Annotated in this window: 28 protein-coding genes and 1 pseudogene; 11 read left to right on the top strand and 18 right to left on the bottom strand. The window is 40.6% G+C overall.

The features are described from left to right. Nucleotides 1–39 precede the first annotated feature (39 nt). The 11 genes from ACWYN3_RS12390 to ACWYN3_RS12340 all read left to right on the top strand — a co-directional run bounded on the left by ACWYN3_RS12390 (nucleotide 40) and on the right by ACWYN3_RS12340 (nucleotide 7,800). Entirely contained in the window at nucleotides 40–495 is a 456-nt protein-coding gene (locus tag ACWYN3_RS12390; protein ID WP_456221421.1) for a hypothetical protein, read from the top strand. Further along, nucleotides 483–1,520 (top strand): sialate O-acetylesterase, encoded by a 1,038-nt coding sequence (locus tag ACWYN3_RS12385; protein ID WP_456221420.1) that lies wholly within the window; start codon nucleotides 483–485, stop codon nucleotides 1,518–1,520. The genes ACWYN3_RS12390 and ACWYN3_RS12385 overlap by 13 nt, the downstream gene beginning before the upstream one ends. A 25-nt stretch (nucleotides 1,521–1,545) precedes the next feature. After that, nucleotides 1,546–1,980, top strand: coding sequence for a hypothetical protein (locus ACWYN3_RS12380; protein WP_456221419.1), 435 nt, complete (start codon nucleotides 1,546–1,548; stop codon nucleotides 1,978–1,980). Nucleotides 1,981–2,193: 213 nt separating this feature from the next. After that, nucleotides 2,194–3,102 carry a sugar-binding domain-containing protein gene (locus ACWYN3_RS12375; RefSeq protein WP_456221418.1) on the top strand — a complete coding sequence of 303 codons (909 nt, stop codon included), beginning with the start codon at nucleotides 2,194–2,196 and terminating at the stop codon, nucleotides 3,100–3,102. Then, nucleotides 3,039–4,001 (top strand): glycoside hydrolase family 2 TIM barrel-domain containing protein, encoded by a 963-nt coding sequence (locus ACWYN3_RS12370; RefSeq protein ID WP_456221417.1) that lies wholly within the window; start codon nucleotides 3,039–3,041, stop codon nucleotides 3,999–4,001. The genes ACWYN3_RS12375 and ACWYN3_RS12370 overlap by 64 nt, the downstream gene beginning before the upstream one ends. A gap of 33 nt (nucleotides 4,002–4,034) precedes the next feature. After that, the gene (locus tag ACWYN3_RS12365; RefSeq protein WP_456221416.1) at nucleotides 4,035–4,487 is read left to right on the top strand and encodes a beta-galactosidase; all 453 of its coding nucleotides are present in this window, start codon (nucleotides 4,035–4,037) and stop codon (nucleotides 4,485–4,487) included. 40 nt (nucleotides 4,488–4,527) lie between these two features. Next, nucleotides 4,528–5,052 carry a beta-galactosidase gene (locus ACWYN3_RS12360; RefSeq protein WP_456221415.1) on the top strand — a complete coding sequence of 175 codons (525 nt, stop codon included), beginning with the start codon at nucleotides 4,528–4,530 and terminating at the stop codon, nucleotides 5,050–5,052. 22 nt (nucleotides 5,053–5,074) lie between these two features. After that, entirely contained in the window at nucleotides 5,075–5,263 is a 189-nt protein-coding gene (locus ACWYN3_RS12355) for a hypothetical protein (protein ID WP_456221414.1), read from the top strand. A 26-nt stretch (nucleotides 5,264–5,289) separates the two neighbouring features. After that, on the top strand, nucleotides 5,290–6,156 hold the full coding sequence (locus tag ACWYN3_RS12350; protein ID WP_456221413.1) for a beta-galactosidase trimerization domain-containing protein: 867 nt from the start codon (nucleotides 5,290–5,292) through the stop codon (nucleotides 6,154–6,156). Nucleotides 6,157–6,566: 410 nt separating this feature from the next. Next, nucleotides 6,567–7,511: a serine hydrolase domain-containing protein gene (locus ACWYN3_RS12345; RefSeq protein WP_456221412.1), complete on the top strand. Its 945-nt coding sequence runs from the start codon at nucleotides 6,567–6,569 to the stop codon at nucleotides 7,509–7,511. Next, the gene (locus tag ACWYN3_RS12340) at nucleotides 7,483–7,800 is read left to right on the top strand and encodes a serine hydrolase (protein ID WP_456221411.1); all 318 of its coding nucleotides are present in this window, start codon (nucleotides 7,483–7,485) and stop codon (nucleotides 7,798–7,800) included. Before ACWYN3_RS12345 ends, ACWYN3_RS12340 begins: the two co-directional genes overlap by 29 nt. A gap of 178 nt (nucleotides 7,801–7,978) precedes the next feature. On the opposite strand, the gene ACWYN3_RS12335 is transcribed toward ACWYN3_RS12340, so the two are convergent. From ACWYN3_RS12335 to ACWYN3_RS12250, 18 genes and pseudogenes are all read right to left on the bottom strand, one after another. Then, nucleotides 7,979–9,490 (bottom strand): glycoside hydrolase family 97 catalytic domain-containing protein, encoded by a 1,512-nt coding sequence (locus ACWYN3_RS12335; protein WP_456222981.1) that lies wholly within the window; start codon nucleotides 9,488–9,490, stop codon nucleotides 7,979–7,981. Between the two features lie 5 nt (nucleotides 9,491–9,495). Next, nucleotides 9,496–9,915, bottom strand: a complete 420-nt coding sequence (locus ACWYN3_RS12330; RefSeq protein WP_456221410.1) for a glycoside hydrolase family 97 N-terminal domain-containing protein — start codon at nucleotides 9,913–9,915, stop codon at nucleotides 9,496–9,498. 70 nt (nucleotides 9,916–9,985) lie between these two features. Continuing rightward, nucleotides 9,986–10,483, bottom strand: coding sequence for a DUF4982 domain-containing protein (locus tag ACWYN3_RS12325; RefSeq protein WP_456221409.1), 498 nt, complete (start codon nucleotides 10,481–10,483; stop codon nucleotides 9,986–9,988). Between the two features lie 25 nt (nucleotides 10,484–10,508). Further along, nucleotides 10,509–12,341 carry a glycoside hydrolase family 2 TIM barrel-domain containing protein gene (locus ACWYN3_RS12320; RefSeq protein WP_456221408.1) on the bottom strand — a complete coding sequence of 611 codons (1,833 nt, stop codon included), beginning with the start codon at nucleotides 12,339–12,341 and terminating at the stop codon, nucleotides 10,509–10,511. A 10-nt stretch (nucleotides 12,342–12,351) separates the two neighbouring features. Further along, the gene (locus ACWYN3_RS12315; protein ID WP_456221407.1) at nucleotides 12,352–12,507 is read right to left on the bottom strand and encodes a RagB/SusD family nutrient uptake outer membrane protein; all 156 of its coding nucleotides are present in this window, start codon (nucleotides 12,505–12,507) and stop codon (nucleotides 12,352–12,354) included. After that, nucleotides 12,504–12,983 carry a RagB/SusD family nutrient uptake outer membrane protein gene (locus tag ACWYN3_RS12310; protein ID WP_456222980.1) on the bottom strand — a complete coding sequence of 160 codons (480 nt, stop codon included), beginning with the start codon at nucleotides 12,981–12,983 and terminating at the stop codon, nucleotides 12,504–12,506. The genes ACWYN3_RS12315 and ACWYN3_RS12310 overlap by 4 nt, the downstream gene beginning before the upstream one ends. Then, on the bottom strand, nucleotides 12,944–13,417 hold the full coding sequence (locus ACWYN3_RS12305) for a hypothetical protein (protein ID WP_456221406.1): 474 nt from the start codon (nucleotides 13,415–13,417) through the stop codon (nucleotides 12,944–12,946). The genes ACWYN3_RS12310 and ACWYN3_RS12305 overlap by 40 nt, the downstream gene beginning before the upstream one ends. Nucleotides 13,418–13,479: 62 nt before the next feature. Then, on the bottom strand, nucleotides 13,480–14,055 hold the full coding sequence (locus tag ACWYN3_RS12300; protein WP_456221405.1) for a RagB/SusD family nutrient uptake outer membrane protein: 576 nt from the start codon (nucleotides 14,053–14,055) through the stop codon (nucleotides 13,480–13,482). Nucleotides 14,056–14,066: 11 nt separating this feature from the next. Then, complete coding sequence (locus ACWYN3_RS12295; protein ID WP_456221404.1) at nucleotides 14,067–14,294, bottom strand: hypothetical protein; 228 nt, start codon at nucleotides 14,292–14,294, stop codon at nucleotides 14,067–14,069. A 215-nt stretch (nucleotides 14,295–14,509) separates the two neighbouring features. Next, nucleotides 14,510–14,695, bottom strand: a complete 186-nt coding sequence (locus ACWYN3_RS12290) for a hypothetical protein (RefSeq protein WP_456221403.1) — start codon at nucleotides 14,693–14,695, stop codon at nucleotides 14,510–14,512. Between the two features lie 66 nt (nucleotides 14,696–14,761). Further along, a pseudogene (locus ACWYN3_RS12285) lies at nucleotides 14,762–14,962 on the bottom strand (hypothetical protein); the annotation flags it as partial. Nucleotides 14,963–14,997: 35 nt separating this feature from the next. Further along, nucleotides 14,998–17,028: a SusC/RagA family TonB-linked outer membrane protein gene (locus tag ACWYN3_RS12280; RefSeq protein WP_456221402.1), complete on the bottom strand. Its 2,031-nt coding sequence runs from the start codon at nucleotides 17,026–17,028 to the stop codon at nucleotides 14,998–15,000. A gap of 440 nt (nucleotides 17,029–17,468) precedes the next feature. Beyond that, the gene (locus ACWYN3_RS12275; RefSeq protein ID WP_456221401.1) at nucleotides 17,469–18,515 is read right to left on the bottom strand and encodes a response regulator; all 1,047 of its coding nucleotides are present in this window, start codon (nucleotides 18,513–18,515) and stop codon (nucleotides 17,469–17,471) included. Beyond that, a complete protein-coding gene (locus tag ACWYN3_RS12270) occupies nucleotides 18,439–18,894 on the bottom strand; it encodes a sensor histidine kinase (protein WP_456221400.1) in 456 nt (151 codons plus the stop codon). The genes ACWYN3_RS12275 and ACWYN3_RS12270 overlap by 77 nt, the downstream gene beginning before the upstream one ends. A 130-nt stretch (nucleotides 18,895–19,024) precedes the next feature. Continuing rightward, nucleotides 19,025–19,477, bottom strand: a complete 453-nt coding sequence (locus ACWYN3_RS12265) for a triple tyrosine motif-containing protein (RefSeq protein WP_456221399.1) — start codon at nucleotides 19,475–19,477, stop codon at nucleotides 19,025–19,027. A gap of 32 nt (nucleotides 19,478–19,509) precedes the next feature. Next, nucleotides 19,510–20,550 (bottom strand): ligand-binding sensor domain-containing protein, encoded by a 1,041-nt coding sequence (locus ACWYN3_RS12260; protein ID WP_456221398.1) that lies wholly within the window; start codon nucleotides 20,548–20,550, stop codon nucleotides 19,510–19,512. Beyond that, nucleotides 20,531–21,067: a two-component regulator propeller domain-containing protein gene (locus tag ACWYN3_RS12255; protein WP_456221397.1), complete on the bottom strand. Its 537-nt coding sequence runs from the start codon at nucleotides 21,065–21,067 to the stop codon at nucleotides 20,531–20,533. Before ACWYN3_RS12255 ends, ACWYN3_RS12260 begins: the two co-directional genes overlap by 20 nt. Then, complete coding sequence (locus ACWYN3_RS12250; RefSeq protein WP_456221396.1) at nucleotides 21,025–21,411, bottom strand: two-component regulator propeller domain-containing protein; 387 nt, start codon at nucleotides 21,409–21,411, stop codon at nucleotides 21,025–21,027. The genes ACWYN3_RS12255 and ACWYN3_RS12250 overlap by 43 nt, the downstream gene beginning before the upstream one ends. Nucleotides 21,412–21,473 lie beyond the last annotated feature (62 nt).

The raw sequence follows: 21,473 nt of genomic DNA, 5'->3' as shown, positions 1-21,473 counted from the left end.
AAGACATAAACAACAGAATTATCTTAAATATATTAATAGATGAAAAAAATAATGAGAATTCAGGTGCAAACATCGTTTGTGTTTTTTATGTTATTCATTTTTATTCGGGTGCAGGGTTATGCTCAGATTACTTTACCAAAAGTATTTGGGGATAATATGGTTTTACAAAGAGGTGTTAAGATTCCCGTTTGGGGAAACTCTGCTCCAGGGGTGCATATAATAGCCGAACTCGGAAAGTTCCGTGTCACTGCAACGGCAGACCAGAATGGAAATTGGATGGTTCGTTTTCCAACATTTAAAGCGGGTGGACCCTATAAGCTCAAAATTTCTGAATCAGGAAAACCAGGTTCGGAGATTAGCTTGGAAAAGATTCTTATAGGGGATGTCTGGCTGGCTTCGGGGCAATCCAACATGGAGTGGTCAGTACAGCAGGCTCAGGATGCGGCTAATGAAATTGCAAATGCAGATTTTCCTGAATACGTTTGCTTCAGGTAGAGCATGGTAAGAAAATAATTCCTCAGCAAGATATTCTAGCCGGAAAATGGAAAGTTTGTAATCCTGAAAATGTGCGGCAGTTTTCTGCCGTTGCCTACTATTTTGCCAGAAAAATACATAGGGATCAGAATGTTCCGATTGGCATTATCCAAAGTACCTGGGGAGGGACACCGGTGGAATCCTGGACAAGCCGGGACAAGTTGCTTACCTCACCAATTACTAAAACAAGCATGCTCGCAAGCGATTCTCTAAGTGAGCAAAATTTTGTAAAAGATAGCCTTGACCAGATCCATTACTGGGACATTGTAAATCATCCGCAAAATAATACTGATAAAATAATACCAGCAGAGGGATATGATGATTCTGGCTGGCCGGTTGTTGAAATGCCTAAATTGATTAAGGATTTTGGAACCGGGCCTTATGAAGGCATGGTGTGGATGCGTAAAAAAGTAGTCTTACCTGAATCTTTTTCAGGAAATTTATCACTCCATATCGGGCATCCGGAAATGAACTATTCCATGTATTTCAATGGTGAGGAAATCTGTAAGACTATATGGAACAGTGATCCTAAACAATCTTATACTATTCCAGCCAAATTACTAAGGAAGGGTGAAAATATTATTACCCTCAGAATAGCTATGTTATGGGGTGGAGGTGGCTTGAATCCTCCTGCAAATGAAATTTATCTGACAGATAGCTCTTCTAAGGTTTCGTTGGCCGGAAAATGGTTATATCAAAAAGGCCTGGAACCAGCTTTTCCGAAAATACGGAATTATCAAAATTATCCGTCATTACTGTTTAATGCAATGATTAATCCGCTTATTCCCTATGGAATCAAAGGATTTCTCTGGTATCAGGGAGAAGCGAATGACTCCGCGGCCTATAATTACCGTAAGTTATTCCCCATGCTGATAAGTGATTGGAGAGCGCGCTGGAAACAAGGTGATTTGCCATTTTTGTATGTTCAGCTGACTGACAAATTTCAAAAAAGTAAAGCCTCTTCCTTCCGAAAGCGAATGGGCTGAGCTGAGGGAAGCCCAAACTTTAACATTGTCACAGCCCAATACAGGCATGGCTTGTATCATCGATATTGGAGAGGCCGATAATATTCACCCTGTTAACAAACAGGAGGTGGGGCGTCGTTTGGCACTGAATGCTAATAAGCTGGTGTATAAACAAAATTGTATAGCATCGGGACCAGTGTTTAAAAGTTTGACAAAGGACGGCAGTCGCATTCGTGTAAGTTTTATGAATGCTGATGATGGACTTGTATCGAAGGATGCCAGAGAAATAACAGGTTTTGCGATTGCAGGTAAAGACAAAAAATTCTATTGGGCAAAGGCTGCAATTGAAGGAAATGAAATTGTGGTTTATTCCGATGAGGTACCTAATCCGAAAGCTCTTCGCTATGCCTGGGCCGATAACCCTGAATGCAATTTGATGAATTCTGCTGGCTTGCCTGCTATTCCTTTTTCAGAACGATGACTGGAGGGGCATTACCCAGAAATAAAATAACCTCACCAGGCAATAGAGGAAATGATAATGCTGGTATGGAAGGGGACTGATTGTTACCTCCCCGCATCTGCCAGGGGCAACTTTAAACATTAAAACCTCCAGGCAGTAGTACGATGCAGGTTTAAGAAATTGAAATTAGATTGTTAATGGGTGGCGCGCTGGGAGTCGGATCGGATTTATAAAATGGACGAATTAGCATTAGAAATGAAGAAAATTGAATTTACATCAAAGATATTGCTGATTCTCATTTTGGGGTTCTGGGCTAATGCTGTGTCAGGCCAAACTGCAATGATTAACATTCAATCGAGAAATACTACGAGCCTGAATGGTGACTGGAATGTGATTCCCGACCCGACTGGTATTGGAGAATGGCGGCAGGTGTGGTTAGAGAAAACTCCCCGGTTAAAAACAGATTTCGTAGAATATTCTTTTGAAGGTGGCCCGCGATTGAAAGTACCCGGAGATTTTAATTCTCAGCTATGCGAACTGACATATTTTGAAGGGATTGTCTGGTATAAAAAAGAATTTAGTTATTCCCTGAATGCAAACAGGAGACTTTTTATACATTTTGGCGCAGTGAATTACTTGGCCGATATTTATCTGAACGGGGAAAAGATCGGAAGCCACGAAGGTGGTTTTACCCCGTTTCAATTTGAAATAACAGGGAAAGTAAAAGCAGGGACAAACTCGTTGATTGTTAAGGTTGATAACAAACGTCTGAAAAACGGACTTCCCGGATTGGGATACGATTGGTTAAACTATGGGGGTATCACCCGGGATGTAAATCTTGTTGAAACTGGTTATACCTATATTGATGATTATAACATTCAGCTCAAAAAAGGAAGTCAAAAAGAGGTTTTAGGGTGGATAAAGTTAAATGGTGCTGGCAGGCAACAACGTATAAAAGTTAAAATTCCAGAGCTGGGCCTGGTGTATTCAACAAGATCGGATAGCACTGGTATTGCTATAGCCTGCAATTTTCTTCGTCTTTTATATGCTGGTCGCCCGATAATCCTAAACTTTACAAAGTGCTCATTGAAAGCGAAACCGATACTATCGTTGATGAGATTGGTTTCAGGAATATTGAAGTAAGGAAGAGTAACATTTTTCTGAACGGCAAGCAGATTTTTCTTAAAGGGGTAAATATTCACGAAGAGAATCCATTTAAAGGGGCAAGGGCATTTTCGAAGGAGGATGCAGTATTGCTATTGAGCCATGCAAAACAACTTGGGTGTAATTTGGTACGCCTGGCACATTATCCACACAATGAAAATATGGTAAAGCAAGCAGAAAAAATGGGACTAATGGTTTGGAGCGAATTACCCGTTTATCAGCATATTGAATTTTCAGATACTGCTGTTCCTTTAAAAATGGAGCTGATGCTAAAGGAAATGCTGCGAAGGGACAGGAACCGTTGCAATGTGATTATCTGGAGCCTTTCCAATGAAACTTATACCTCAACCCCCAGACGCAGCGAAGAACTCGTGGATTTGACAAAAAAATGCAGAGAACTTGATTCTACGAGGCTGATTACCCATGTTCTCAACAATCAGATGTACGAGAATAATACAATTAAAGTATGGGACACGCTGAACAACTATGTTGATATGATATCATTGAACGAGTACATAGGCTGGTATGTGCCCTGGCAGGGTAAATCTGCGGATATAAAATGGAATGTGACCTATCCGGATAAGCCCCTTTTTATTTCAGAATTTGGCGGTGAAGCTTTGTACGGCAGCAAGTACGGCCCCATTGATGAGGCTGCTTTCTGGACAGAAGAATATCAGGAACAGATATATATCAATCAGCTAAAAATGTTCAGTACAACACCTAATTTATGTGGCGTATGTCCTTGGCTTTTATTTGATTACCGTTCATTGGGTAGGATGCATCCAGTTTACCAGAGTGGATTCAATAGAAAAGGCCTGTTATCTGAAAAGGGCAAAAAAAAGAAAGCATGGTACATACATAATGCAGGAATATTATAAAGAGAAAAGAATAGCACATTAAAAGAAAATAATTTGAAATACAAAATAATTAGTAAGGTGAAAAAATCTATAGCACTGTTAGCAACAATATTTATATCATTATCAATTGCAAAATCTCAGGAAGTCAATCGTTTCTTTCCTGAAAAAGATCTGATTACAACGGGAATATATTATTATCCCGAACACTGGAAGGAAAGCCAGTGGGAACGTGATATCAAGAAGATCTCGGATATGGGGTATGAGTTTGTACACCTTTCTGAATTTGCCTGGTTTAAAATGGAACCAGAAGAAGGGCGGTATGATTTTACCTGGCTTGACAAGGTGGTAAGTCTTTGTGTTAAATATAAACTTAAAGTGCTTATGTGCACACCATCGGCGACTACACCAGCATGGATGCGTGTAAATTACCCCGAAACCTTTATAATGGATGGAAATTATATCCGGGCTGAACATGGGACACGAGGGTTAGGTTCAATCAATCGTTAATCCTAAATACAGGTTATTTGTCGAAAAAATCGTAACCGAAATGGCCATGCGCTATGGACAAAATAAAGAAGTGATAGGATGGCAGCTAGATAATGAACCCGATGCTAAACCCGATTATAGCTCGTCATCACAGCAAGCTTTCAGGCAATGGCTAAAAAACAAATATAAAACTGTTGACGCATTAAATGATGCCTGGGGAACGGCTTTCTGGAGCCAATGGTATAACAACTTCAACCAGGTTATGATCCATAATACCAATCTGGTAGGCTGGTGGGGAAATAACCCTCATGCCTTGCTCGATTTTAAACGCTACTCTGCAGATGCCCAGGCTGGGTTTCTTGATTTTCAGGCAGGTACATTGCGGAAATACATTTCAAAGAATCAGTATATTACCACTAACTATACCGCAGTTTCTCCCGGTTCTGACCCGACACGAACTAAAAAACTCGATTTTGCAGCCTATACTGCTTATCCTAATGGCGGCAGCGATAATATTGGTGAACTCGGATTCAGGATTCAGGCTGGGGGACAGCAAAATAATCCTTTTTGCCTCGGAATATTTTAAGCGTTTAGGTGGTGTATCAGGAGTGATGGAAATTCAACCCGGACCGGTGAACTGGGGAGCATATAACCCGCTTCTTTTACCAGGAACAGTGCGTATGTGGTTGTACCATACCTTCCCGCAGGCGGAAAAATTGCATGCTCCTATCGCTTCCGCCAGATCCTATACAGCTCAGAACAATACCATGCAGGTGTCATACAAACGGATGGAATAACAGCTTCGCCTGGTGGGGAAGAATATATGGAATTCATCAAAGAAATAAAAGAATTGCGGAAGCAATATAGACCAAGGATGAAGATGCCGGAAAAGCTGGTTATGCGATCAACTGCAATTCTTTGGAACCTGGAAAATTACTGGACTATTGGCAGGCAAAAGCAGACCTCGCAGTGGGACACGTGGAATTACCCTGTTAAGTTCATGGAGATGGCGAAGGCCTTGGGAGCTCCGGTTGATGTAGTATCTGAAACAACGGATTTGTCAAATTATAAGGTGGTAATTGTTCCTGCCTATGAAATGGTTGATTCTGCTTTGGTAAAGAAATGGAATAATTATGTGGCCGGTGGCGGCCATTTAGTTATTACCTGTCGCACAGCAACCAAAGATCGTATGGGGCATTTTTGGGAGGGTAAGCAGGCTGCGCCAATCTCTGGTCTTATTGGAGCCCAGGTTATAGCGACGGATATGCTTTCAGCTTATGCAAAAGGTGATATTCAGATGAGCTCAAAACATTACAGTTGGAATAACTGGGCAGATTTGTTGCTACCTGATCAAAATACGGAAATTCTTGCGACATATGAAAACCAGTTTTACAAGGGAAAAGCAGCTGTTGTAAAACATAAAATTGGTAAAGGATCTGTAACCTACATAGGCGTGGATACTGACGATTCGAATCTGGAAAAGGATTTATTACGCGACATTTATGCAGAAGCCGGGGCCACTACTACAGAAGATTATCCGCAAGGTGTTTTTGTTTATTGGAGAGATGGTTTTTATGTGGCTGTAAATTATTCTTCCACCGATTATACCATGAACATTCCCGGGACTTCTAAAGTACTTGTCGGGGAGAAGACATTGAAGCCTGCAGGGGTATTGGTTTGGAGCGAGTAAATGGGCCTTTCATATCGCATTTTTACATTTCTTTGATCATCCAGATCTCACTTTCAGCACAAGAGCTGAGCTTTGGATGTTTGGCATCGCTCTTCATAATCAGTTGTCTCTGAAGTGTAGTAAAACTGTTAACCTTGTGAGTGAAATTATTGTCTCAGATGTTGAAATTGACTCATCATCTTAAAATGATAAAATAGACTATATTTATTGTAAATAATGAAAGCAACCCACATTAAGCTATTCGTCCTATTTAGTTTTTTATCAATAAAAATATTTGCACAAGACGGCTTGCACCAAAAAAAGGATTCAGTACTACTTTTGGTAAGAAAAAATATATTGATGAAAGAAATGCGGATTTAACCTACTCATTAGCAAGTGAACAATATAAAGCGATTGTAAATAAAGATAAATTGAGTGCTTTTCTTGAGAAAGAAATTTACCCTTTAGGAAGAATTAAACAATCATCTCTTATTAGTTCTAGTACTGATACCGCTAAGTATAAGTTGATTTTTGAATCAGGTAAGTTGGAGTTTTCTTTTGTATTGGATGAAAATAACAGGTTTAACTGTATAACATTTAATCCTTATAAAGCAATTATCACCAGCAAAGCTTTCCCTGTCGCTTCCTCAAACCATTTAAAATCAACTATCGACAGACAAGTTGATTCTGTCGCCAGGATATATATTCAGAAATCAAATACGGTTGGACTAAGTATCGGAGTTTTAAAAGATGGTAAAATGTACACTTACGGATACGGGAAAACCGAAACGGAGAATGGAAAATTGCCGGATGAGAATACTGTTTTTGAGATAGGCTCCATTACTAAAACATTTACAGCTGAAATTTTAGCTTATTATATTAATATAGGTAAAATCAGTTTGACAGACCCTATTACAAAATATTTACCAGATTCTGTGGCAACAAATCCATATCTCCAAAAGATCAGGATAATCAACTTAATTAATCATACCTCTGGCCTGTCTGGCTTGCCTGATAATTTCTTTAATAAGAATATGGATCCGCTTAATCCATATAGAAATTATACTGAGCAAATGCTCTTTGCTGATCTTAAGAAATGTAAATTAAATTCTTTTCCTGGCGAAGTTTACGCTTACTCAAACCAGGCGGTCGGTTTACTGGGTGTAATTTTAGAAAGGGTTAGTCACAAAAGTTACCAGCAACTTATTAAGGACGTAATAACTAGCCCTTTAAAAATGAAAAGCACATTACAGCACTTAACACCACTACTGGCATCACGGTTTGTTAAGGTTTATGATGCTGATGGCGATGAAACTAAAGCCTGGGATTTCGAGGCACTGAGCGCATGTGGTTCCTTGCATTCATTCTACCATTAGTGACCTGTTAGTTTATGCAAAAAACAATATAAAAAGTGACTATCCCGTTTTGCAAAAATCTTTTGGCCTTACTCATGAAGTTTCATTTTCAAAAGGTCCCTTAGTAGGCCTGGGTTGGCATATTCGCTTGATAAATGGATATAATTATTATTGGCATAATGGTGGGACAGGCGGAAGCAGCAGCTTTTTAATTTTTAATGTCGAAAAAAACATAACGGTAGTTGTGTTATCTAACGCAGCAGAGAATACAGATGTTATGGGAATGAATATTTTAAGAAAAATATTGTAAAACGACCGGACATTTTTTTACCACCATTTTCAGCGCTTATTCATTATATTCAAGAACATCTGGACGTTTGTTGGAAGTGAGCGTACTCTATATATGGGGGGGGAAGCCATAATAGAGTACGTTCGATTCTCTAATGACTTTTCAATCTCTCTGATCCTTAACTTAAGAGCCTGAGAATCTATTGTAGTACCAGAACAAATCCGTCATTGCCTTTGAGCTCCAGTTCAATTTTTTCAGGAGCGGGCGGGTCAATTTGCCGGATACTAAAAGTTAGTGGGTCTGTCATGTCACTGGTAATCAATTTTGCTTTGTCTATTTTTAGACCGGATAGTTCCAGCGTGATTTTTTTTGGAGTTGATTCACCATTTATTCCTGCAAAATACCACTTATTACCGCTTCTTCGGGCCAGGACTACAAATTTCCCAGGCAGCCCATCTATAAACTTCACTTCATCCCAATGAGAGGGGAGCTCTGTTAAAAATGTCCTGACCTGTTCAGGTATTTTTGCCATACCTTCGGGAGATTCTGCATAATGCTGGATGCCCGAAAGAAACAGAACGCTAGTGGCAAGTTCAAAGGCACTCGTAGTTTTGCGGATCACATTTGTAGGTATTTTATACAGGTTCATTGGCGTGAAGTCCATAGGATCGAAGAGGTTGCGGGTAAAAGGTAGCATCGCTGCATGTGTAGCTTCCTGGTCCTGGTCAGCTGCTTCCTGCATAAAGGTGATCATTTCAAACCCCTTTACCGCCTCTGTTGTCATTAGATTGGGGTAGGTCCTTGCCCATCCTCTTGGTAGTGTTGCTCCGTGGAAATTCACCAGCAGCCTATAATCTGCTGCATCTTTCAGGATTTCTATGTAGTAAGCTATCATGGAACGTCCATCTCCGTTGAAGAAATCTACTTTAATGCCTTTGATGCCCATTTTTTGAAGCCGGCTGAATTCTTCGACACGGTTTTGGTGGGTTAGTAATTTGTTTTTTGGATGATAAGTTACTGTATTCCAATCTCCCGCAGAGTTGTACCAAAGTATTAAACCAACATTCTTTTTTGCAGCGTAGGAGCTGAGTTCAGCAATTTTCTCATAACCAATTTTGGTATCCCAGTCTACATCAATTAAAGTATATTCCCATTTCATCGTGGCAGCATAGTCAATATATTTTTTCTGTTCCCTGTATATAATGGAATCATCTTTACTCATGATCCAGCTCCAGGAGGACGAACGGCCCGGTTTGATAAAAGAATTGTCTTTGGATTTTATGGCAGGAATGGCCAGATCTGTCCCTAATGTGGATTCCATAACCGTTTTAAGTGAGCCTAGTGCAATGATTCTCCAGGGGGAGGCCCAGGAACCTGTTGATTCTGGTAAAGAGCCTTTACCAGTAAAGATTTCCCTTTTGTCGGGGAAATCAATTTGATACTCAGAGCTTCCTTGCTCATTTTTTAAAATAGTACCGCAATATCTGCCATCCATCCCGGCCTCGGTGATAGCCATCCAAACCTCTTTTGAACGGAACAGGGCTGGATAAACCCAGCCGGTTTTAGAGGAAGTACCGATATTTATCTCCTGCTGATAATTTTCTTCATAAGAAGGGTTGGTATGTTCCCATCCGGTTTGTGCCTGGGCTTTGGGCTGTAACCAGGCTTTTGTATCTGCGGGGAAATGATAGGAGGTGTATTCTTTATTAATGGTGCTCAGCTGATTTTGTGTTTTCCTGTAAACTCATAGCGAAAAGCTACACCGTCATTGGATACCTGGAAAGTAATACCAATTTTTTGTTTTTGGGAACCCAGAAGAGTGAAAGTACGTTTGTTTGCTTTGTAGATTATCTGGCTTTTCTTTGCATTGAGGGTACTGTAATGATCCTCAATAAGACTGAGAGGTGAAACACTAGCTATTTTTATCCCGTCATGAAAAGAAAAGCCATTGATGTCTACGCCCATTGCAGATTTTTGGAGCACAGACTGGTTGTTAACATAAATGCTGTATACAGGCCGGCCAGAGGTGATAACGAGTTCGACACGAATTTTTTTATCTGGACTGATGATGTTTTGCGCTGATAGGAGGGCAGGGCATAGAACTGAAATAAACAGAAGAAAGCTATATTTATTCATTATCTGGATTGGTATATAACTGTTTGAGATTTTAAATTAGGACTGCTAAAAGTAATACTGATGGTACCTTCTATTGCATCCGACTGTATGTAGGGCGTAGTTTACCATGGTATACTTTTCGGCTTGCAGCCTGATAACTTTCATCACTGTCAGTGCGACCGCTTTCCAGACCTAAAAGCCTTGCAGGTCCTTCTATTTTAACATTTATTTTATTGACTGAATCATAGACCAGGTTGCCCTTATCATCCTTCAGTACAATTTCTATATGTGACACTTCCTTTTTAGCTTTATTAAATTCTTTTTTATCTGCCGATGCACTGATCTGCATTGCCTCACCAGTTGTCGATAAAGTGTAGCTGGCTACCTCTTTCTCTTTGTTATAGGCTTTCAGTTGTAATGTACCTGACTGATATGGAAGTTCCCACATTGGATAATCCGGTTCATCGGCCCTTTTTTTGCCCAGTGAAGTTCCATTAAGGAAGAGTTCAGCCTCTTCGGCATTGGTAATACCTCCAACTTTAACCTGTTCACCATCCTTCCAGTTCCATTTAGAATCTGAATTCCACATAAATTTGTCGGCTCCTTTTTCTTCACTACTTATTACCTACCATCAGGTAAGCCATTGGTTTGGCAGACCACAGTGACTGTCTTACAAAATAGTCATTCTTCGGGAAACCAGCCATGTTTGCCAGTCCTGCACTGCTACTGCGCACCGGCCATTTTCTTGCTTCTCCAACAAAATCGAAACCTGTCCAAAGGAATTGACCAAAGATATTCTTGCTTGTATCTACAGCAAGCCATTCTTTTTTTCCTTTGCCGTTTTCACTTCCATAGATAATTCTGTCCGGGTATTTCTTATGGTCCTCCGCATAGCGATATTCCTGGTAATTGTAACCCACCAGATCGAGTAAGCCTGGATAATCGGTCATATTCGACATGACTACACCTGCCAGCGCAGCGGTAACTGGTCTCGTTTTATCAATTTGTTTTATTACTTTCACCAGTTTTGCGGCAATAATTGCCATTTCACTTGCCGGCGGGTTATCCTTTATATAACCTTTACCGTAGATCTGAGGATTACGTCCAGTGTTTAGCACCTCCTCATGGGTATAAGGGTCGTTCGGATAGTCAATCTCATTACCAATACTCCACATAATGATAGAAGGATGGTTGCGGTTACGTTTTACCATATCTGCCAGATCACGGTTTGCCCATTCGGCAAAATACTCATGGTACCCGTCTTTCACGGGCGTACCCTCATTCCATCCTTCCACCCATTTATTCTTTCCTCTGGTCCATTCGTCGAACGCTTCATCCATCACCAGAAAACCCATCTCATCGCATAGTTCATATAGATAATCCTGGTGCGGATAATGACTCATTCTTATAGCATTACAACCTACCTCTTTCAGGATACGCAGCCTTCTTGCCCATACTTCTTTAGGGACTGCGGCGCCAAGCGCACCTGCATCATGGTGAATACAAACACCTTTGAGTTTTTTGCTCTTCCCGTTCAGGAAAAAGCCTTCATTGGCATCAAATTTTATCGTTCTCAAACCCACCTTTTCTGTATACTCATCTATTTTTTTTTTTCCTGGAAAAACTGATACCTGAAGGCGATAACGTTCGGGGTTTTCATCAGACCATAGACGAGGAAACTTTACCGGCAATGATAAACTTGCAGTCTCATTCTGACCTGCTTTGACCGACACTTGCTGCTTAATACTTGCTACTACTTTCCCCTGAATATCGGCAAGATTTGTTCTGACCTCCAGGTTTGCTGTCGATTTCGTGTCGTTCTGTAGTGTTACCTCAACTTTAGTCAAAGCTTGTGCAACAGTTACCTCTGGTGTGGTAAAAGAAACTCCCCAGGTAGGAATATAAACCTGTTCTTTTATAATGAGGTATACGTTACGATATATCCCGGAGCCAGGATACCACCTTGAATCGGCATATTTGGTATGATCCGCCTTAACGGCAATTATGTTGTTTCCGGTTTTGTTCAGATAAGGGCTCAGATCATACTGAAAAGGTGTATAGCCATTCGGTCTTTTACCCAGATAATGTCCGTTTATCCATACTTCACTGTTCTTGTAAACGCCATCGAAATAGATAAACACCTTACCAGCTTGCTGATGTGGTGACAGCTTAAATGCTTTTCGATACCAGCCAATACCTCCTGGCAGATATCCTGTACTACTAGCCCATTCTGAACTGAAAGGCCCTTCAATACTCCAGTCATGTGGTAAACTCACATTTCGCCATTGCTGGTCATTAAATTGAATTGTTTCCCCATTTTCTATTTCTCCTTTATGGAACTTCCATCCGGAGTTAAAAAGAAGGTATCCACTAGCATCATCCTGAGCTGACGAGAAGACTGGACAAAGCATAACAAAAATGATGAACGGCAAATAAAGATTTCTCATATTGATCTATTTAGTATCCTGGATTCTGTTCCAGCTGATTGTTAGAAGTGAGTATTTCTGAACGCGGAATAGGCAACCAATAATGTTTGGTCTCAAACTTACGTCCGTCTAAGGCTATTTTAGGCGTATAGGTAAAGGTGCCGTCACTATTTTTAGTGATGATCATACCTCTGGCGGGGGCAGGTTTTCTGTTACGTCTGCAATCTTCCACCTCCTTACATCATAAAAACGGTGTTCTTCAAAAGCAAGCTCTATCTGTCGCTCATGTCTGATTGCATCACGCATGCTTGTTTGACTTGCTGCTGTCACGCCAGGCATATTTACACCAGCTCTGGATCTGATCAGGTTGATAGCCTGACGAGCTGTAAGATTTGCACCTTGTGCAGCCCCATCTGGGCCATAAGCTTCGTTTACTGCTTCCGCATAATTCAGCAGCACCTCAGCATACCGGATATAAATCCATGGCTGGAACCCAGCATTACCCCATGGATTTTGCAGTGGGTAAGCGTCATTCATAAATTTCTTCAGATAATAACCTGTCTTAGTTGTATTCCAGTTGCTATCACCATCTCTGCTGTCCTTACCACCTGGTATAAAAGTTTCTACATTCCGTTCCCTGTAAGCCGCACCATTATATAAAATGGTCGCTGTAAAACGTGGATCACGGTTTTCATAAGGTTTGTAGGATTATAAAGCGAATTGGATGCATTTGCAGGTAAACCATTGGTCATCTCATATACATCTACCAGGTTCTGCATAGGTGTGTTTCCTGCCCAGCCACCGTATCCGTTAGGACCGTTAGCGATTTCCAGGTGCACATGGTTTGCATTTTTTGTGTAAATACGCTCAAAAATGGCCTCATTACTCTCATTGATCAGGAACATATTCCCATAACCTCCCTGGTATATACCATACTTGTTCAGCGCAATCACCTCCTGTGCGGCAGCAGCAGCTTGAGACCAGGTACCGGCACCATCGTATAAAGGACTGGCGGCATAAAGCTGCAATCTCGATTTCAATGCTAGTGCTGCACCTTTTGTTGCCCTGCCCAGCTGCCAGCTGGCACTGTTATCCAATGGTAATTTTGCAGCGGCATCAGCAAATTGTGCTACGGCATAATCTATACTTTCCTTAATGCTTACACGTTTGTATAAAGCCGGATCCTGAAGATTGTCCTTTTTAGTCCAGGTACCTGATCGCCCATAAGTACTACTTTTCCGTAATTTCTGATCAGATCCAGATACCGGAAAGCTCTGATAAATTTTATCTCACCCTCCAGTCTTGTCTTATGACCTGTGCTCATTGTTATCTTTGCTAATACACCCAGTGCATAATTACATTCTCGGATGCTACGGTAACTTCTGCCCCATAATACACCGAGTGCACCCAGATTTTCTGGTGCCAGCTGGCCTCTTTGTACTGGCCAGGTGTTATCATCATTGTTGTAAATAGACTCATCAGTGATCGAGCTCCACATACTGTATTCAAAGCCACGGCCAAAACCGGGATTGGTACCGTCAGCCTCTTTATCCTGCAGTCTTGTTCCAATATAACCATTGGTCACGTAAGCTTCAAAAACTGCGGTATCTGTTTCCTGCGTATTGGCAGGAATTCTGTCTGTTGCTTTCAGGTCTAGAAAATCTTTCTTACATGAACTGAGTGCCAGTACACTTCCCAATAATAGGAAAACTGGTATGCTATATTTGTACTTCATCTTGACAAGAATTAAAATTTAATGTTTGCACCTAAATTGATTATCCTTTGCTGAGGATAGAATTGTCCGCTTTCATTGTTTCCTTCGGGATCGTAGTCTTTAACCTTGGTAATGGTAAACAAGTTGAATCCACTCAGGTATATCCTCAGGCCTGAGATCTTAAGCTTCTGCAGCAATTCACTTTTCAGGTTATAGGCAAGCTCTACGTTTTTAAGACGGAGGAAAGAAGCGTCATTCAACCAGAAAGTGTTCTTGTAGGCCCCGCCACTAATGGCGTTGGATGACCGCTCTGTAACCCTCGGGTAGGTACCATTTGGATTGGTAGGACTGAACCTGTTGTCTGCCCAGCTGCTGTAAAAATTTCCTACACTGCCAGATTCTGGCAGTACATATTGACTTACCAGTGCCTGCCCTGCAAATAATACCGACAGGTCGAAGTTTTTATAGGATGCATTTAAGTTTCAGACCATAAGTAAATCTGAGGGATATTACCATATTTAGTCCGGGTCATATCATCTGCATTGATTACCCCGTCACCATTAATATCTTTGTAGATCAGATCACCGATTTTTGTTCCGGAAACATGAGGATAGTTATCCAGATCTGTCTGTGTCCGGAAAATACCGACGCTATTATACAAGAGATAACTGTTTAGCGGTCTGCCTGTTTGTTTCTGATAATCTAAAGTACCAGCTGCTTCGTCTATGAATATGATTTTGCTTTTTGCATAAGTGAAGTTACCTGCTACACCCCATTTAAATTCGCCGTCCGACTGGTTGTATCCTAAAGATGCTTCAAACCCTTCACTGTTTACCTTACCAATGTTTTCTGAAGGTACCAGTGGATCTGTTCCATAAGGGTTTACGATTCCCGAAGTTGCGGGCAGTGAAGCGTTACGGGTAGCCAGGATATCAGATCTTTTTTGTTTGAAATAAATCGCCTCTAAAGTAAAATGCTTAAGAAAGGCTTAATACCAATGTCGAGTTTCTTTGATACCTCCCAGGTAATGGATGGGTTGGCCAGTTTAGATAGGGCTACGCCTGGTTGAATGGTTGGTATGCCACCTGGTGACATAGCGACAAATCCATTACCTACCAATGTATAGTTATCATAGTACTGGAAACCGTTCACATTATCATTACCTAGTGATCCATAAGATGCTCTCAGCTTTAATTCATCAAAGAATTTTACCCTGTCACTAAACCATTTCTCTTTGTTAATGCGCCATCCTGCAGATACTGATGGGAAATTACCCCACTGATGGCCTGGAGCAAAAATAGAAGATCCATCACGGCGCAGCTGACCTTCAAACAGATATTTATCATCATAAGTATAGGCCAGTCTGCTAATCACACTCCTGCGGGTATAGTTAGCGCTATATCCCGAATTAAGATAGTCTGTTGCGGAAGTTCCTCCTTGTGATAATTCAGGTGTTTGTATTGACAGATAGTTGAAACGTTGCGCATTAAAATACTCCAGATTGTTTTTACTCTGCTCATAACCTATAAATGCATTGATAGCATTTGCACCAAAACGATGGGTATAGTTTAATTTGACGTTAGAAGTAATGAGCGATTCCCTTTTTTGAGATTCAAATAGTGATGCCTTATTATTGTTACCGCCCACTGTAGTTGGGGTATAAGTTCCCGTTGCAGAGCTATAGGTATATAATGTATAAGGCTTATTGAAATTCTTGGAGAAGGTATTTGACTTATCTGCGGATAAGAATCCGTCGAGAGATAAACCCTCTACACCTGGTATTTGATAACTTCCTCTCAGAATTGCATTTAATACCTGTGTAGGATTTTTTACCGTTCCCCCAAGATCAGTAACCTGTACAGCAGGGTTTGAATTTTCAATTCCTGTTGTTGGCAATCCATTTGGATAATAGGCCGAAACAATTGGCTTAGAACGGTAAATCGATCTGAATATATCACCTGATCCTGTCATTGGAAAATCAAGATCTTTTTCTCTTCCTGTGATCGGAAAGTTACGGTCTTCTTCTCTTCCTGAAATGGATAAGCCAACTTTTAGTCGTTTAGTGATACTGGCATCGATGTTTGTTCTAAAATTATATTGTTTATAGTCAGTTACGCCATTTTTGTATAAACCATCCTGGTTAATCATGCCCAGGGATAGGTAATATTTAATATCTTCTGTACCACCATTGACTGATAAACTATGCTGACTTTGCAGAGTGACATCTTTCAATACGGTTTTTGCCCAGTTGGTATTCGGATACAATAAAGGGTCAGAACCATCCCTGAATTTCTGTAGTTGTGCATCGGTATAGGCTTGATTAAGACCACCATTAGGATTGGAATCGTAGTTGATCTCGTTCATGATCTGCGCGTAAGTAGCTGCATCTGCCAGATGGGGCAGGCGGGTTGGGGAAGCGAAACCCTGGTTAAAACTGTAGTTAATGGCAGGTTTCCCCGTCTTACCTTTTTTAGTAGTTACCAGAATTACCCCGTTCGCTGCGCGGTTACCATAGATAGCAGCAGAGGCGTCTTTCAATACTGATACACTTTCAATATCGTTTGGGTCAAGACGTTCCAGACCACCGGTTTGTCCAGGCACACCGTCTACAACAACCAGTACTGCATTGCTTCCTGTAGTAGCCTGCCCGCGGATAGTGATATTGGAACCATCATAACCCGGTTCACCTCCTCTGTTGTTGATGATCACACCAGAAAATCTTCCGGCCAAAGCGTTAGATAAGTTGGGTTGCGGGCTCTTTACCAAATCGGATCCTTTAACCTGAGAAATGGAACCTGTAACTGTTTCTTTTTTTTTCTGGGTACCGTAACCAACTACCAGTACTTCATTTAAATTGCGGTCATCGCTTGTCAGCGATATGTTGACTACTGTTTTACCAGAAGCAGAAATCTCCTGTGTGGTATATCCTACAGCAGTAAACTGCAAGATTGAATTGGAACTGGTGATGCCGATCTGAAAATTTCCGTTTTCCATCTGTAGAGGTACCTGTTGTTGTATTTTTTAACCGGATACTGATGCCTGGCAGAGGTTGGTTATGACTATCTGTTACTCTCCCTTTGATAATAGTTGCTTGTTGTGCAAATACAGCAGTGGTAATACCGAGGAGCAAAAATGTCTTTGCTATAAATTGAATACTCTTCTTAAGAGAATATTTAGAATACATAATGTTTGGAGTTGAGTTGATACATGACAAATTAATTTCTGTTTTCAGCAATATTCATGTATACACAGACAGGACGTCTTGTAGATTTTTTTTCATACTATACTTGGTTTAATATTTGGTTTCGATTTTAGAAGCTCGTTCTATTGCAGCTAAAGCATCAACTATGAACTTGACTAAAGTCGATATATTTATGCTGACGGCGTGAGGGGTAAACTCCCAAAAAGAAAGGGAGATTTGAACAGAAATTGGTTTATTTAAGCTCTTTCGCTTTGATTAACGATTTGTTTAGAGAATATTTACCGGTAAAAGTCTTCCGGTATTTTTTGATATAGTCGGAAGGGTTCATGTTAAACAGCTTGTAAAACTGTTCTCTGAAATAGCGTGCATCTTTGATGCCCACCTGAAAGGTGGTTTCCTGTACAGTAAGTGCTGTACTCACAAAAATCTCTGCCGCTTTTCTCAAACGGATGAAACGGATAAAGCTATTAGCGGACTGGCCTGAGATCAATTTAATTTTGATGTATAGATTAGATCGGCTCATGCCGATTTCCTCTGCCAGGGTCTGAATCCCGAAATTAGGATCCGTCATATGTTTCTCTACAATTTCAATGCACCGGTCCAGAAACTCTTTATATTCAGCAGAGATCTTCAGGTTACCAGATTTGAGGGTAATTTCATTGTAGAAATATTTCTGCAAGTCGTTACGGATCTTTAATAAACCTTCTATCCGGGCAATCAATAACTCTTTTTCAAAAGGTTTGCTGATGTAATCGTCTGCACCATATCCTATTCCTTTTAATTTGATATCTGGAGAAGTGCTGGCCGTAAGTAAAACCACTGGAATGTGGTTAAGCGAAGGGTCTTCTTTGATAAGTTTGCAAAGTTCCAACCCATTAAGATTTGGCATAACCACATCACTAATCACCACATCGGGAAGATACTGAGTAACCATATGCAGGCCCTGGTCACCGCTTTCTGCTTCTAGTAGCTGGAATTTAGATTCAAAGATCTGCCTGATATAATCTCTGATCTGTTTGTTATCATCAATTATTAGTATCGTTTTCTGCTCGGAAGAAATATCCTCCTGTAAGCGATTGGGGATGGGTGGTGCCTCATTTTTGAATACCTGTTCTTCTGCCCCTTCTGTCAGTTCTTCCAGAATGGCAGAGCTTTCCAGCTGATCGTCAAAGATCAGGTTATCTTTAAAATGTACTTTGCCCTTATGTAAAGTTAGTTCGAAGGAAGTTCCAATCCCGACTATACTTTGGTAATTTACTGTACCCTGATGGCTCTCCACGTAACTTTTTCCAGGTAAAGTCCAAAAGTCCAATGCCAAAGCCTCCATTAGTATAGTTTTGATTATTTTGCACCTTATAAAAGCGTTCGAAAATCTTATCGCCAGTACTTTCTGCAATACCGCTTCCGGTATCAGCCACCAATATGCTCACCTTTTCTTCATGTTCAGTTAAACTCAAAGTTACTTTGCCAGCTTCAGGCGTATGTCTTATCGCATTTGAAATCAGGTTAAAGAGTGCAATTTCAATCTTTTCCCGGTCGCCATAAACTGTTAGATCTTTTGCTATACTACTGAATGTATAATTAATGTTTTTTTTCGTTGCCTGGTAAGTGAAACATAAAAATACCTCCTCACAAAGATTATAGAGATTAAGTTCCACAACTTTGAGTTTATCGGCCTTTGTCTCTGCCTTGCTAAATAGCAGCAGTTGGTCTACCAGACTTAGTAGTCGCCTTGCATTGCGGTATACCGTATTCAGATTGCTCAGGTCTTTCTCTTGTTCTTTATCATTAATTAAGAATCTCTCTTACTGGGTTAATGATTAAGGTTAACGGTGTGCGGAACTCGTGTGATATATTGGTGAAGAAGGAAAGTTTATTTTCATGCAATTCTTTTTCTTTTTGAGCTTCAATAGCGGTTATCCTGATTTTGTATTTTAACTGGTTCTGATTTTCCTTATAACGAATCAGCAGATAAACCAATCCTCCGGCTGCTATGAGATAGAGCGTATATGCCCACCAGGTTTTATACCATGGTGGTAATACCTGGATATGAATGCTTGCATATCGGTTCTGCCATACACCATCCTGATTGGTAGCTTTCACTTTAAACGTATAGTGCCCGGACGGCAAATACCTGTAGGTAGCAGATTTTTGATGTTTCACATAATTCCATTCTTTATCCAGCCCCTCTAACTGGTAGGCGAATTGTCCTGACCGTGGATAGGCATAGTTCAATGCCATATACTGGATAGAAAAAACAGATTGATCGGCTTCTAATACGATATGACTGGATTCACTGATTCACTGATATTTCTGGTATTATCCTTTTCATCTTTTTTATTGCCGTAAAGCTGTAAGCCGGTAATCTTTATTTCTGGTCTGGAGTTACTTTGTCTGATCTCTTTTGGATAAAAAGAGTTCCAACCTTCTGTACCTCCAAAGAAGATAAGTTCACCATTGTTACTTGAAGAAGCTGACCCAGGATTGAACTGTCCTTCCTGCAGACCATCCTTCCCGCTGTAGTTATATACCCGGTGGGGCTGGAGCTCTATCTTAGAAAGTCCCTCATTTGTACTAACCCATATCTTACCGGGTGCTTCTTCCTGAATTGCGAATACCGTATTATTAGCCAGGCCATTTCTTTCATTGAAGCTTAAGGTTGATTGCTGTATAGTGTTGTATACGATTAGCCCCTTTCCTTCGGTAGCTATCCACAATTGTTTCTGCTTATCCAGAAAAAGCGAGAAAATAATATCACTTGATAAATCTACGGACGATTTCTTCGTTTTCAGGAAAGGATAAAACTTGCGCTCACTTAATTTAAAGTATGATAGTCCACCTCCATAAGTACCCACCCAGATATTTCCTTTATCATCATGCTGTAACGACCTCACATCATTAGATGGAATATTACTGTTCCTGCCATCATAATTGGTAAACTTCCTGCTCTGGGGATCAAACATACTCAGTCCACCGCCATTAGTACCTACCCAAATATGATGCTGTGCATCTTCATGAATTACCCTAACGTCGTTGCTGCCTAGTGTACTTGCTGTTTTGGCCTCGTGCTGATAGTTAATAAAGGAATCCGATTTCTGGTCATACTTAAACAATCCCTTGCTATAGGTACCAAACCAGAGATTGTTTCTGCTGTCCCGGTAAACGTATAGAATCGCATTATCCTTAATACTATTCGGTTTGCCGTCTGCAAGGTAATGTTTGATGACTTTACCGCCTGTGGTAGTTTTATAAATCCCATCTCCATCAGTACCCAGCCAAAGATAGCCCTCATGGTCAGTACACACACATTCCATAATAGCGGACATAATTCTCACCATCATTATCTTTCAGCTTTTTGTGAAAGGCCTTGAATTTATCGGGCGTTCGGCTCAGCATAAAAACGCCATCACCATAAGTTCCTACCCATAGGTTCTCCTCTTTATCAAGGAATAGTTCAGGTACTGACCTGGGTATGATGTTGAAGCCATTCTCATACTTCAACTGTTCAAAAATGATAGCCGTAGGCTTACTTTGGTCGAGATGGCTCAAATCTGCCTTATACAAACCACCATCCTGCAAACCAACAAATAGTTGGTGCTGGTTATCCTGAATGACAGAAAGAAATACATTACTTCTTAATCCGTAATTGCTCCCTTGAAGGTTATATACTTTATCTGTACGCCTTTCGTATAGTAATAAACCACCAGAGGTAGCTATCCAGATATTCTTCATACGATCCTGGTAAATTGAATTTACACGGTTAGTGTTGGTTAGATCCCTACCAAGGTTCAATTTTTCCGTAACCAATCCATGCTTACCCGAAATACACATACACCTGCATCCATTGTACCTACCCAGAGCAGGCCATAGGCATCTTCATAAATCTTCAGAATGCTGTTACTGCTTAGTCCATTCAGGGTCTTCATCGTATAATTAACTATTTTTCCCACCTTTCTGTCCAGGTAAAAAAAACCATTTCCGCTAGTGGACACCCAAAAATTATGATATTTGTTTTCAGTAATATGGCTTACGTCTACTTTTTTTGAATGGGCAATTAATGGATAATTGGTGAAGTTTTCAGTTTTTGGGTTAAAACGGTAAAGCCCCTTTCTGGATGATACCCAGAATTCGCCCCTGGAATCCTTAAATATCTTTTGCACATAGTTTCCAGGCAAGCTGAACTGATTATCTGACTGGTGTTTAAAGATGTTAAAGTTGATGCCATCAAAACGATTTA

It is taken from the genome of Pedobacter sp. NJ-S-72, from assembly GCF_053890575.1.
Note: the sequence above shows the minus strand (reverse complement) of the source record. Positions and strands in the feature narration are given on the sequence as shown.